The 13,454-nt window shown below is 32.2% G+C and carries 15 protein-coding genes and 1 pseudogene; 5 read left to right on the top strand and 11 right to left on the bottom strand.

Annotation, left to right across the window (positions count from 1 at the left end; genetic code table 11):
* A pseudogene (locus tag CVD18_RS08490) lies at positions 1-498 on the bottom strand (hypothetical protein); the annotation flags it as partial.
* Between the two features lie 140 nt (positions 499-638).
* Here CVD18_RS08490 and CVD18_RS08485 point away from each other — a divergent pair.
* Entirely contained in the window at positions 639-1,619 is a 981-nt protein-coding gene (locus CVD18_RS08485) for a hypothetical protein (protein WP_103865012.1), read from the top strand.
* Positions 1,620-1,764: 145 nt separating this feature from the next.
* Here CVD18_RS08485 and CVD18_RS08480 read toward each other — a convergent pair whose 3' ends face one another.
* The 4 genes from CVD18_RS08480 to CVD18_RS08465 form a co-directional block, all read right to left on the bottom strand.
* Positions 1,765-3,198 carry a DUF3526 domain-containing protein gene (locus tag CVD18_RS08480; RefSeq protein ID WP_103865011.1) on the bottom strand — a complete coding sequence of 478 codons (1,434 nt, stop codon included), beginning with the start codon at positions 3,196-3,198 and terminating at the stop codon, positions 1,765-1,767.
* Between the two features lie 2 nt (positions 3,199-3,200).
* Positions 3,201-4,607, bottom strand: a complete 1,407-nt coding sequence (locus tag CVD18_RS08475) for a DUF3526 domain-containing protein (RefSeq protein WP_103865010.1) — start codon at positions 4,605-4,607, stop codon at positions 3,201-3,203.
* Positions 4,604-5,371 carry an ABC transporter ATP-binding protein gene (locus CVD18_RS08470; RefSeq protein WP_328515274.1) on the bottom strand — a complete coding sequence of 256 codons (768 nt, stop codon included), beginning with the start codon at positions 5,369-5,371 and terminating at the stop codon, positions 4,604-4,606. The genes CVD18_RS08475 and CVD18_RS08470 overlap by 4 nt, the downstream gene beginning before the upstream one ends.
* Before the next feature lie 162 nt (positions 5,372-5,533).
* A complete protein-coding gene (locus CVD18_RS08465; protein ID WP_103865009.1) occupies positions 5,534-5,842 on the bottom strand; it encodes a hypothetical protein in 309 nt (102 codons plus the stop codon).
* Between the two features lie 558 nt (positions 5,843-6,400).
* Between CVD18_RS08465 and CVD18_RS08460 the strand changes: the two genes are divergently transcribed.
* The 3 genes from CVD18_RS08460 (at position 6,401) to CVD18_RS08450 (ending at position 7,099) form a co-directional block, all read left to right on the top strand.
* Positions 6,401-6,595 (top strand): hypothetical protein, encoded by a 195-nt coding sequence (locus tag CVD18_RS08460; protein WP_103865008.1) that lies wholly within the window; start codon positions 6,401-6,403, stop codon positions 6,593-6,595.
* A gap of 20 nt (positions 6,596-6,615) precedes the next feature.
* Positions 6,616-6,843 carry a hypothetical protein gene (locus CVD18_RS08455; protein WP_146052738.1) on the top strand — a complete coding sequence of 76 codons (228 nt, stop codon included), beginning with the start codon at positions 6,616-6,618 and terminating at the stop codon, positions 6,841-6,843.
* Positions 6,844-6,904: 61 nt separating this feature from the next.
* On the top strand, positions 6,905-7,099 hold the full coding sequence (locus tag CVD18_RS08450) for a hypothetical protein (RefSeq protein WP_103865006.1): 195 nt from the start codon (positions 6,905-6,907) through the stop codon (positions 7,097-7,099).
* A 148-nt stretch (positions 7,100-7,247) separates the two neighbouring features.
* Here CVD18_RS08450 and rimO read toward each other — a convergent pair whose 3' ends face one another.
* Entirely contained in the window at positions 7,248-8,549 is a 1,302-nt protein-coding gene (rimO, locus tag CVD18_RS08445; protein ID WP_103865005.1) for a 30S ribosomal protein S12 methylthiotransferase RimO, read from the bottom strand.
* 152 nt (positions 8,550-8,701) lie between these two features.
* Between rimO and CVD18_RS08440 the strand changes: the two genes are divergently transcribed.
* Entirely contained in the window at positions 8,702-9,814 is a 1,113-nt protein-coding gene (locus CVD18_RS08440; protein WP_103865004.1) for a serine hydrolase, read from the top strand.
* On the opposite strand, the gene CVD18_RS08435 is transcribed toward CVD18_RS08440, so the two are convergent.
* The 5 genes from CVD18_RS08435 to rpmB form a co-directional block, all read right to left on the bottom strand.
* Complete coding sequence (locus CVD18_RS08435) at positions 9,807-11,480, bottom strand: amidase family protein (protein ID WP_103865003.1); 1,674 nt, start codon at positions 11,478-11,480, stop codon at positions 9,807-9,809. The two genes, CVD18_RS08440 and CVD18_RS08435, sit on opposite strands and share 8 nt — an antisense overlap.
* Before the next feature lie 252 nt (positions 11,481-11,732).
* Positions 11,733-12,686 (bottom strand): signal recognition particle-docking protein FtsY, encoded by a 954-nt coding sequence (gene ftsY / locus CVD18_RS08430; RefSeq protein ID WP_103865002.1) that lies wholly within the window; start codon positions 12,684-12,686, stop codon positions 11,733-11,735.
* A gap of 123 nt (positions 12,687-12,809) precedes the next feature.
* A complete protein-coding gene (locus CVD18_RS08425) occupies positions 12,810-12,962 on the bottom strand; it encodes a DUF4295 domain-containing protein (RefSeq protein WP_103865001.1) in 153 nt (50 codons plus the stop codon).
* 6 nt (positions 12,963-12,968) lie between these two features.
* The gene (gene rpmG / locus CVD18_RS08420; protein ID WP_103865000.1) at positions 12,969-13,151 is read right to left on the bottom strand and encodes a 50S ribosomal protein L33; all 183 of its coding nucleotides are present in this window, start codon (positions 13,149-13,151) and stop codon (positions 12,969-12,971) included.
* A 26-nt stretch (positions 13,152-13,177) separates the two neighbouring features.
* Positions 13,178-13,417 carry a 50S ribosomal protein L28 gene (rpmB, locus tag CVD18_RS08415; RefSeq protein WP_024771296.1) on the bottom strand — a complete coding sequence of 80 codons (240 nt, stop codon included), beginning with the start codon at positions 13,415-13,417 and terminating at the stop codon, positions 13,178-13,180.
* Positions 13,418-13,454 lie beyond the last annotated feature (37 nt).

Below are 13,454 nucleotides of genomic sequence, written 5' to 3'. Positions count from 1 at the left end.
TCTAGGTAATTCCCTGTTTCCTTTGCCAGATTCAAGAAAGAAAATATCATCACTCTCTACAATACCTTCAAAACCATCAGGAACAGCCCCTTCAAAGGCACTTAATATCTTATGCCGCCAGTCAAATGAAGTTTGGAGACAGATACCTGTCTGTTCAGCACATTTCTTTATCGAATTGCCTAATAGCATATGGTACAAATAAACACTAAGCAAGTTCCCCTTTTTTAAACCAAAAGTAACTTTACCTGTAGTTTCCCTAAAATACTTCTTGCACGATTTACAAAAATAACGTTGCACACCATTAGCCTTGCCATTTGCACGGATATCGATGTCTTGACAATTAGGGCAATGTAGTGACTGGATTTGTTGCACCTCGGAATGAACAGTATACAAGTCAGGCTCTGAAGGATCGACCATAGATAATAGCTCCCTAATTACGGTCTCACGACCCAATTCATCTAGGATTTTGAAAAATTCTGTGAAAGATTCTGGTACCATTTGCACTTGTTTTAAAACAAAGATAACTAGTTAAGTCGTATTATAGAATATAGCTTTTATTTATTACTTTTATTGTATTGATGGTAATTATAAAACTAGTGATGTTATTAATCTAGAACAAATTGAATACCTACCCCACAATGATTCACACTAATAAAACTAATACGCTAGTACTTGTCTTATTAAGTCTTGTATTGGACACATACTCCCAAAATTATATAACCAAGGATTTAGACAAGGATAAGATCAAGGATAGTATCTATATTAATCCTCAAAATTCATCTATCGTCTGTAAGCTTTCTACCCAAAAATATACTCCTATTGTAAGTAAAAGCATAGAGTCTACAGCAGACAATTCTTATGTCTCAGAGACAAAAAGCGGCTTTCAATACAACGTAAATTGGATGAGAGCGGGTTACAAAGCTCAATTCTGGTTTGACCCAAAAACAAAAACCATACAACTTATTGGCATGAGTAGATATGAATTTGGAAATGTTGCCAATGATGGTAGTGGTGAATCCAGTATTAATCTACTAACCAACAAATATATTGGAAACTGGAAGTGTATTGATATAATAACAGATTCCTTAATGATTATCCCTACGATACATAGTAAAATGAAACTTCCTAAAATCAGTTTAAAAAAATTTGGTGAAGCTTCCTTTGATACTTATTCTGATAAATGTACCAAACTATACCACAAATATAAGAAGCAAACTATTTGGGTTGCAAGTAAGGATAAGGAGTATAATACCAATATCAAACCACATAAAAATGACATCCTATTAGATAAAATACCTTTTACAAAAATTCCAAAATTTATTTCTTATGAAGGGAAAGCAAAAAATGTGATCAGTTGGAAAGATGCCTACGGAGAACATTTTGTTCTTACAAGTGAAACAGGAATTTATAGTAATTCAAAATTTTCTCATGAAGAGAATCAAGGTGCAGACGCAGAATTGTTTGCGTATCATTATATCAAAAAAAACAATGTACAAAAACGAATCTGGAAAGTCTATGATTTTATTACTGACTGCCCTGTAGAGATAGCATCTAGTTTTATAAAAAACACATTGTCAAGCATAGCAGGGCTATGGTCGTGTTTTATTTTAAAATATTAGACGAAAAAGCGCAGTTTTATTGCGTAAATTTAAGTTAGAAATGGTATAATCTTATTAATTTATTTCAAAACGTATAAAGCCTCGAATATTCGAGGCTTTATACTAATTTAACTTTCTAATGACGCATTAAAAAGACTTTATTTAATCAACTCAATATAACGAGCCCTTTCTTAGCATTTAGTCTAAAAGCTCCCCACCCTATCATTGTAATGAGTAGAGTAAACAACACCAGTACTACTATCTTGGTAGTGATGGTAACTTCTGCTTCTGATTGATATGTGAATTTTGGAAAATCGGCATACTGTTCTTTTGTAAATTCCTTATTCTTATACAATAACGGTATAAAAAAATCCTGCCATTGCTGAGCAAAAGAAGCTACTTGATTTCTATAATCCTCATAATTAGTAGAAGATGTTCCTGCCATTGCATTAAGACTTTGTTGTACTATAATTGCAGGTGAAGTATATTGAAACTGCTGAATCAATTCATGTTGTTTTCTCAATTGGCCATCATACTTATCTTGTAATAATGAGAGTTCATCATTAATAATTCTCTGTGAGGCCATATAACGATGCCAGAAGCTGGTTTTACCTTGGTCATCTTTTGAGGCATACTCTGGGTGGTCTCTGAGGAAGTTGTCTAAAATTTTATCCTGCTTCTTGGTTGTTTCTGCTTTTAATGCTCTCATCTCATTAAGCATTTTTGTTCTAGACGGAATTGGGTAAAAAGAAGAACTTAATTGCCCCATAATTGCAGGAATCAATAATACAAAAACTATCCAAAGCCCTAATAAGCTCATAGCATTTTTGGCAGAACTTTTCCCAAATAAATTAATTGCAAATGCCAATGCAAACCAAAACATCATATAAGCAACTACCAAAATTATACAAGACACAAAAGCACCTAGGTTTTCTGAAAAAGAAAACTCATTTATCACAAATACAATAGTTAGTACCAATATAGTAATCAAAACTAACCAAAAGAAACGTAGAATTACTTTTTGCAACACCCAATTTCGTATTGATAAAGGTTGTGAGGCTAATAAACGTAAAGAACCTGATTCTTTTTCTTGCGAGAGGATATTATACGTAAATGCAATAATAATAAGTGGTAACAAATAGATAACAACAAATGCCAAATCAAAACTACCAAAGAGTAATTGCACAGGGCTTGTCATTTCTGTGTGTTTAATTGTCAAACTATTATCAACAACCTTAGGTCGTGTATAATGGGTAAACAAATCACTTTGTCCAATTGCTACAAAAGCCATATCATGAGGTTGCATGGCCGCAACTCTGGGGTGGTAATTACCAACCGCCATAGGACTTGTAGGAACCCTCCATTTACTCAGATTTACTGTATGTCCCTGCTTTATAGAATCTAATTGCAATAACATCAATTGATCTTCTTGAGATACCTTATTCGTTATATTTTCTATATCTGCATTTCTTTTATCTACTTTTTGTTTCCCATTATATCCAGCAAATAGCATATTGATAATTATAATGACAGATAGCACTTGAATCCACTTATTACGTATAAGTAGCTTTAGTTCATATTTAAAATTATATAAAAACATAATTAAAGATTTTTGGTTGAAAGAAATAAAGCTCCGCTGCTTATACCAAGCCAGAACAGTAACATTATAATAATAGAAGTATTATCATTTAAAACATCAGACAAAGTAGGTGGAGAGTACTCAAAGGCTGGTAAGTTTTTCCAGGTATCTGAGTTTGCTTTATACCCCCAATCTTGATATTTAGAGTTTTTTGCATGATTATCATTCAAATATAACTGTGTATCGATTCGATAGTTTTCTGCTGCATCAGCAAAATCCCAATGTGTCTGGTAATTTGTATTAGCAATTGACATAGATAGGAACCTAACAGGCAAAAATGGAGAAATAACAGCTATTGATTGATAGATTCCTTTTTGATTTTTAAACTGTTCTTTTAGTATCTCATAATGCTTTTTATAAATCTCTGCCTGATGTTCTTCTCCTTTTTGCATTCTATATGCACTAAAATTAAAAGGTAATTGATGCAGACTATCAACTCCATACTCTTTGAGAACTTTTTTCTCTAATAGCTTTGCTTCTTCACTCCATGGATTATGCCCATCAAGTCCTTTCTTTTTTTCATATTCAACATTTTCTGTAAACTCTTGCCTTGTTGGGTATGGATATTTGAGATCTGCCAAATTACTAGCTATTTTTGGTGCTGCAAAACACCCTAAAAACCAAACTGTAAGAGAAATAACCAATGCTATCCCTGATTTTTTTGCTAGAGAAGATATCAATAAAGTAATGCTTGTAAACACCATATAGTATACTATAAATACACTGTATAATGCAAAAAGTGATATCCAACTAAATTCTCCATAATCTGATAAATTAGATAATAGAATACCTGCAATACCAAACAATATTGTTGCTAGGACTACTACAGGAAGTAATGATGCAATCCATTTACCTAGGGTTAATTTCCAATTACGAATACCTTGACTTTTAAGCAATGCTATTGTTCCTCCTTCTTTTTCTTTGGTAAATGTATTATAGCTAATCAGAATAATGATCAGCGGGAATATATAGAGTAACACAAAATCTGGAGTAAGTTCTCCAAATCGAGATAAACCTGTTTGATCAGCCGCTGCACTATATTCTGCTTCGTTTCTCTTATGTGCTTCTAGAAAAACAGAAACGCCTGTATACTTATCTACCCCTTGATCTATAAGAGATAATGGATATTTAGGTTTAAAAGCATAAGTCCCGTAATGAGCCGCAGAGTGTGGTGTTTTTTCTCCTTGAGAATCCCAATTAGCACGCTCTTTGGTTTTAGCTTCTTCATATTGCTTATTCGTATTTTTGTATTGATTACTACTTACAAAAATCGCAACAATAAGGAGCGACACTACAATGAATAAAGAAATTTTAAAACGATCGTCTCGTATTATTTCTTTACTTTCTTTACGTATTATTTTACCTATCATAATGCTACTTCATTATAGTTCATAGTTTGCAAATACAATTCTTCTAATCCTTGAATTGATATATCTTGTGTTTTAAAATTATTTTTTAAAACTCCATCTTTCATTATCCCTATATGGCTTCCTATGCTTTTTGCTCTAAATAAATCATGTGTCGCCATTAATATTGCAACCCCTTTATTACTCATTTCTTTTAGTAACTCTGAAAACTCATTACTTGATTTAGGGTCTAAACCAGAAGTTGGTTCATCGAGCAACAGTACTTTTGTATCTTTTGCTATCGCTAGTGCAATTCCTACTTTTTGTCGCATTCCTTTAGAGAAAGAATGAATACGTTTATGCAATGCTTCTTTTTGAAGCCCCGCTTCTAGAAGATATGTTTCTAGTTGTGATTTACTTATTTTTTTTCCACTAATCCCTGTAAAGTAATCTAAATTTTCTACAGCAGAAAGTGTTGGGTAAAGCATTAAGTTTTCTGGTATGTACGTCAAGAACGATTTTGTTTTTATCGGATCTTTAGTTACATCAATCCCATTGATCAATGCTTCTCCAGAAGTAGGTGTAATAAAATTAAGTAAAAGATTTATAGTGGTAGACTTTCCTGCTCCATTGGCCCCTAAAAGGCATAATATTTCGCCTTCCTTAACATCCAAATCCAGATTATTTACAGCAATGAAATCGCCATATTTTTTTGTCAAATTACGTGTTGTGATCATATATAAAATATATTCATTAGCTTTTGTTTGGATCAAACAATTACTAATCATTAATAAATGTGTTTAAGAAATGTATGCTACGTACCTAAGAATTGTACTGAATTTTAAACTTTTCCTTATTCTAAATTTTTGATCTATTACCAGAACTTTGATAAAAAGCTATAACTGGGTTAGTTATAGAAATAGATCAAAAATTTAGAATATTACAAAAAATTAAACCTCTGGTGGTGGCTTATTATGGTAATAACTAGTATGTACCATTTTTATAAATGGTGCAGTATATCTTATTATAGTATTTAATTCTGTATCAAAAAAATGAATATCAAAGTCAAACTGCGTATCATTTTTAAGTATCGTTGGAAAAGTATGATCTAATAACAGTACATCGCAAACATCACAATCAACAAAAGTTTTTTCATCATCAAAAACATGAGTATAACTATGTAGATCTACTACCTTTATAAATAAAAAAATAGCAATAAAAAATAAACTAATTTTATTTCTCTGTGAATATAGATACATCTTCTACAAAAGAAATTATTAATTAGGTATAGGTAGCCAAAAATATTGTTAATTTTTAGCCAACCGTTTCTATTCTCTTTTCAAAGGTGACTAGTTTATCTTTTTTCATAAAAATTGACGGTATAATCCTACCAAATCATCCTATTAAATCTCATATTTTTTGTCATTAATTATCGATCTATATGTATTATCTCATATTTGTTAAAATAACAGCACTAAGACTCTTTAAGACATTAAGTAATTATCATAATTAATACCATTTAATTAACAATTCAATAAAAATAACCTAAAATAAGCCCTTTATATTAAAATATTGTTAATTTTTCACTTTTACACCATTCATGATTTCTCAATAAAATCATTTTATACCTAACAAAATCTATCTTGTTTCTGGATAGTATTACATAATTCAAACTTCTATCATATTCTTGTTAAAAACTCTTCATTTTATTTTTTGAAAAAAGTTCAATATCAAATAATTGGCTGAATAAAAAGTGAAGTTTTATGTCATTTTTTTAGATACATTTGCCCTCGATTTCAAATAAAAAATTAAATCTGATGATCAAAAAACTACCATTTCTACTTGCAGTTATTGCTATCCTACTTTCATGTGAAAAAGAATCATTTGACGAAAGTGTGGTTTTACCAGAAAGTACTCCTGAGGAAAATATTCCACAAGAAGATTCTCCTCTTGTTCCAACAGAAAAAATTATTGATAATTATAATGAAGTTGACAGAGGATTAAATAACTAGAGTTATTCTCTTTTAAAACTTTGCCCTCAATTTTAAACAAAAAATTAAATCTGATGATCAAAAAACTACCATTCCTACTTGCAGTTATTGCTATCCTGCTTTCATGTGAAAAAGAATCATTTGACGAAAGTGTTGCTTCTCCAGAAAGTACTCCTGAGGAAAATCTTCCACAAGACGATTCTCCTATTATTACAACAGAAAAAATTATTGATAACTATATCGAAGTTGATGGAGGTTTAAACAACTAGTTCATACAACAAGTATGTTCTAAAAGTTTGCCTTCGATTTCAAATAAAAAAATTAAATCTGATGATCAAAAAACTACCATTTCTACTTGCAGTTATTGCTATCCTACTTTCATGTGAAAAAGAATCATTTGACGAAAGTGTGGTTTCACCAGAAAGTACTCCTGAGGAAAATCTTCCACAAGACGATTCTCCTATTATTACAACAGAAAAAATTATTGATAATTATATCGAAGTTGACAGAGGTTTAAACAACTAGTTCATACTTAAATCTCTTCAAAAATAGTTCTCTTTAAACAATTTAGAGTTAGCCAAAAAAATTAAAAAAGAGTCTATAAAAAAAGAAGCCCAAATTGGGCTTCTTTTTTTTATTTCACTATGTTCTTCACATACCTGTCTCGATAGAATTACACTACCTCGCCATACAAATCAAAATCTTCTGCTTCATATATTTTTACGGTTGCAAAATCTCCTGTTTTGAGATACTGCTTAGAAGCATCAATAAGCACTTCATTATCTACATCAGGAGAATCAAATTCTGTACGACCAATAAAATAGTTTCCTTCTTTGCGGTCTACAACAATTTTAAACTCTGCTCCTATTTTTTGTTGATTAAGCTCCCATGAGATTTGGGATTGTATCTCCATAATTTCATTTGCTCGTTGCATTTTTACTTCTTCTGGCACATCATCCTCTAATTTATAAGCATGCGTATTTTCTTCATGAGAATATGTAAAACATCCTAGACGTTCAAAACGCATTTCTTTTACCCAATCTCTCATGGTCTCAAAGTCCGCTTGAGTTTCTCCTGGATATCCAACAATAAGTGTTGTACGAATCGCCATTGCTGGAACAGCTTCTCTAAATTCCTGAAGGAGTTTTGTAGTCTTTGCTTTGGTTGTTCCTCGTCGCATTGATTTTAAAATCGAATCTGATATATGCTGTAAAGGTATATCGATATAGTTACATACCTTAGGTTCTTCTTTCATCACCTTAAGCACCTCCATAGGAAATCCTGTTGGAAATGCATAATGCAAACGTATCCATTCTATACCTGTCACTTTTACTAAAGCTTTCAATAGGTCTGCAAGTTTTCTCTCTTTGTACAAATCCAACCCATAATATGTTAAATCCTGAGCAATTAGCACTAATTCTTTTACCCCATTTGCCGCTAGCTTTTCTGCTTCTATTACTAATTCTTCTATTGGAGTCGATGTATGCTTACCTCTCATCAAAGGAATTGCACAAAATGAACAAGGACGATCACATCCTTCTGCTATTTTGAGATACGCATAATTCTTTGGGGTTGTAGTTAATCTTTCTCCTATTAGCTCATGTCTATAATCAGCCCCTAAAGCTTTTAATAAACCAGGAAGCTCCGTTGTTCCAAAATATTGATCTACATCTGGAATCTCTTCTTGTAAATCTGGCTTATACCTCTCTGATAAACAACCTGTAACAAAAATTTTATCTACCGCTCCTTCTTCCTTTTTCTGTACATATTCTAAAATAGTATTTACAGATTCTTCTTTAGCATTTGCAATAAATCCACATGTATTGATTACTACGATATTTCCTTCTTCTTCATGAACTACTTCTTTATTATTAGCGCGTAATTGCCCCATTAGCACCTCACTATCATACACATTCTTACTACATCCTAATGTAACTACATTGATTTTATTCTTCTTTAATGTCTTTGTTCTCATATCTTTTGGGTAAAGGTTTGCAAAGATACAAGGATTAACTCAAGTTTATGGTATAAATTCGATATCTCTATATCTTGTCCTTTTCAATACAATAGTAAGTATGCCTTAAACCTTTTGTATATTCACAAGTCTAACTCTATAAATCTAACTTCATGAAAAAAAACAACATACTACTTCTAGCAGTCCTGTTGTGTCTCATATCTTCTTGTTCTGATAATGATTCTACAGAAGAGCTTATGGATCAACAAGAAATAGACACCACTCCCGAGGTAAACATATTATATTTTCCTCCTATTGACTCTGACACCTGGGAAACCTCTTCATTACAAGAATTAGGATGGAATACTAGTAACGAACAACCTTTATACACTTTTCTTGAGAAGAGAGGTACAAAAGCTTTTATCATTCTTAAAAACGGAAAGATCGTAATTGAAAAATATTTTAATGGAGCAACCGCTTCTGATAACAACCCTTGGTTCTCTGCAGGAAAAACCTTAACCGCATTCACTATCGGAATAGCACAACAAGAAAATTTATTAAACATTGACGAAGCCTCTGCTACTTATCTGGGCGCTGGATGGACTAATATGACTATAGATCAAGAAAATGCCATTACAGTTAGACATCACCTTACTATGACTACTGGTCTGGACTACACTGTATCTAATCAAAACTGCACCAGTTCAAACTGCCTAACTTATCTAAATGACCCTAGCAGTTTTTGGTACTATCATAATGCTACATATACATTATTGGATAACATTATCACAGGAGCTACAAATCAAGAATACACTACATATTTTACCAATAAAGTCAAAAATAAAATAGGAATGAATGGCGCATGGGTTACTCTTGGTTATGCCAAAATATTTTATAGTACTGCCAGAAGCATGGCTCGCTTTGGTTTATTAAGCTTAAACAAAGGACTTTGGGATACAACAGAAATTTTAAATGACCCTGAGTATTTTACACAAATGACCACTACCTCTCAAAATATAAATCAAGCATATGGGTACTTATGGTGGCTAAACGGAAAAAGTAGCTTTAGAGCTCCTGCCTCAGAAACTCAATACACAGGAGAGTTAATTCCTGATGCTCCCGATGACTTGATTGCTGGACTTGGTAAAAATGACCAAAAACTGTACGTGGTTCCCAGTCAAAATCTGGTTATCATCAGAATGGGAAATGCTACAGGAGAAACATTATTAGGTCCTTCTGGTTTTGATAATGAATTATGGGAGAAAATTAACCTGTTAATTAATTAATGTAATTAACAGGTGCTTTTCTTTCATTTGTAGCTTGCTCATAGCCATATGCCAATTGCAACAATAAAGCTTCAGAAAAAGGCTTTGCTATAAATGTAAGCCCTTTTGGTTCTCCTTTTGCACTATAACCCATTGGCACAGTAAGAGCAGGGTATTTGGCCACAGCTGCATATCCTGCATCATAATTATTTATAGATAGTATTGCATCTAATTTATGTGCATCAATAGAGGTATCAAAATAACTTCTCGCTACCATTTTTAAATTTTCTTTTATACTAGCTAATTCTTTATCTGTGGTAGTATCTTCTAGAATACCTGTAAACATTTGTTGCCCATATGGTATTTGTATCAAAGAATCTTTCTGATTAAATATGGTTATGCCTTTTATATTCTCAATTGTAATATTATCACTTGCGTGTGTGTTTATGTATTTTGGCAAGTCATTTTTCATATCAATATTTAAAATATTTAAAAAACCTGGTAAATCAACTAATTCTGGTTCTATTTCTACAATAGTCCCTCCTGCCTTCTTTATATTTTCTATCGCTTTTTTATAAAGAGAATCTTTTAGTAATTCTTTGACTACTCCAAATCGCTTTTCTTTTAGTGAATGTTCTTTAACTGCCTTTACAAAATCAATAGCTACAGCCACTGAAGCAGGGTCACTAGTATCTTTACCTACTATAGCATTTAGTACAATTGCATTATCTATAACATGTTTTGTCATTGGCCCTGGAGTATCTAATGTACTAGATATAGGTACAATGCCAGTTCTACTTAGTACACCAATTGTTGGTTTTAAACCAACTACAGAGTTTTGGCTAGAAGGAGATAATATAGATCCACTAGTTTCTGTACCGATAGCAGCAACACAAAAATTTGCCGCAACGGTAACTCCACTTCCAGAGCTTGACCCACCACTTTCATAAACCATTCTTCCGTATGGATTCATTGTCTGCCCTCCAATTGCACTATACCCGACTGGACATCCTGAGCATAAAAAATAAGCCCACTCACTTAGATTAGCTTTACCTAAGATAAGGGCGTTGTTTTCTATAAGTTTATCTGTGATAAAAGCATTCTTTGCCTTATTATCTTTCAACACAACTGCTCCCGCTGTGGTCATCATATTCTTTGTACCTATATTATCTTTTAACAGTATAGGCATTCCAAAAACTGAATTAATATCTATTTTATTTTTATCAATCTTATCTAATGCTCTTGCTTGTTCTACAACATTGGGATTCAACGATATTAAAGCGTTTAATGATAATGAATTATCGCTTTCGTATTTTCTGATACGATAAATATAAAAGCATACCAATTCTTCATAAGTAAGATCTCCATTTTTGATATGCTTTTGTATCGTAGGAATATCTTTTTCTATAATAAATGGTTTCAGTAAATCATATTTATCTTTGGAAAAATAATCTAACTCAGGCTCCAAAACTCTCCATATATCATTCTTATCAGACACTTTAGAATTGATCAATTTTAGATGCATTCTCGTCTCCTCAAGTTTCTCTGTAGCTTTTAAGTCTTGTGTTTCATCATAAGCTTGCCATACGATTCTAGGTTCTTTTTGAGGGTGGGTTGTCTTTTTTTCTTGTTTTTTACAAGAAAAAAACAAACAAATTAACGCTAAAACATATAGTATCTTTCTCATTGTGACCGTATAAAAAATTATATTAAAAAAAGTTTCTTATACGCTTTCATACAAGAACTCATATTATTTACTTTTCTGAACAAAGGTTTAATTCTACTTTATCTATTCCGTAAAATACAATCGTTTTACCGTGTTTATAACGCCTTCACCCATAAATTGCAAAGTTCTATTTTACACAAAGTGGGTTTAAAATATAAAAAAAGGCGTTGAGAATATTTCTCAACGCCTTTTTTAACTATTCTGTAACAGTCTTTATTTAAAAAATGAATCTACAAATTCATATTTATTAAACACCTGTAAATCTTCTATACCTTCTCCTATACCTATATATTTAACAGGTATTTGAAACTGATCACTTATTCCTATTACCACACCTCCTTTTGCAGTTCCGTCTAATTTGGTTACTGCCAATGAGGTAACTTCTGTTGCGGCTGTAAATTGCTTAGCTTGCTCAAAAGCATTTTGCCCGGTTGATCCATCTAGAACTAACAATACATCATGAGGAGCATCTCCTACTACTTTTTGCATTACTCGCTTTACTTTTGTCAATTCATTCATCAAGTTGACCTTATTATGCAATCTACCAGCTGTATCTATAATGACTACATCTGCATCTTGATTGACTCCAGATTCCAATGTATCATATGCTACAGAAGCTGGATCACTCCCCATCTCTTGTTTTACGATAGGAACATCTACACGATCTGCCCAAACTTGTAATTGATCAATTGCTGCGGCTCTAAATGTATCTGCAGCTCCTAACACAACTTTTAATCCTTTCTTTTTTAATTGGTATGCTAATTTACCAATAGTTGTAGTCTTTCCTACTCCGTTTACCCCAACAACCATTAATACATATGGTTTTTTAATCTTAGGTATTTCAAAATCTGTAGCTTCTCCTACATTGGTTTCAGACAGCAAGCCTGCAATTTCTTCTCGTAGAATTTGATTTAACTCCTCTGTTCCCAGATACTTATCATTTGCTACTCGATTTTCTATACGCTCAATAATCTTAATGGTGGTTTTGACACCTACATCACTTGTCACCAAAACTTCTTCCAGATCATCCAACACATCGTCATCGACTTTGGATTTACCCGCTACTGCTTTACTTAATTTGGAAAAAAAGTTAGTTTTGGATTTTTCTAATCCTTTATCAAGTGTCTCTTTTTTCTCTGAAGAAAATATTTTTTTAAAAAGCCCCATTTGTACTATTCGATATGCTAAAAATTAAAAACTATAACAGTTAGTTAGATTGCTTAAATATAAAAAGAAAGAGCCATTTCAATACAATTGAAACGGCTTCTTTTTAAAATATCTTGTACGAAATTACTTTTTCTTTAAAAAATCGCTAACCGCCTCTGGCGTCATAATCGATTCTACAAAAGTATACGCTCCTGTCTTTGGAGATTTTACCATTTTTATGGCTTTAGTTAACCTCTTTGACCCTGTCTGTAACGATGCTACTGATTTCTTTGCCATTGCTTATTATTTTATTTCTTTATGAACAGTCATCTTCTTGAGGATAGGATTAAATTTCTTTAATTCTACTCTATCAGGAGTGTTCTTTTTATTCTTGGTTGTGATATATCTTGATGTACCTGGTTTACCAGTTGCTTTATGCTCTGTACATTCTAAAATTACCTGTACTCTATTACCTTTCTTTGCCATTATAAATATCTTTTAGAATAAGGAGATTATTTATTTAAGAAACCTTTTGCTCTTGCCTCTTTTAAAACAGCAGAGATTCCGTTCTTGTTTATATTTTTTAACGCAGCAGTAGACACTTTAAGTGTTACCCAACGATCTTCTTCTGGAATATAAAAACGCTTTTTTATTAAATTCGCATTGAATTTACGTTTTGTTTTATTCATCGCATGAGAAACATTGTTCCCTACCATTGCTTTTTTACCTGTAAGCTCGCAAACTCTTGACATCTCTTCTTAATTTTGGTATTATTTCAAAACAGGGTGC

Source organism: Aquimarina sp. I32.4 (assembly GCF_002924285.1).
GTDB lineage: Bacteria > Bacteroidota > Bacteroidia > Flavobacteriales > Flavobacteriaceae > Aquimarina.
This window is presented reverse-complemented; position numbering and strand designations above follow the sequence as displayed.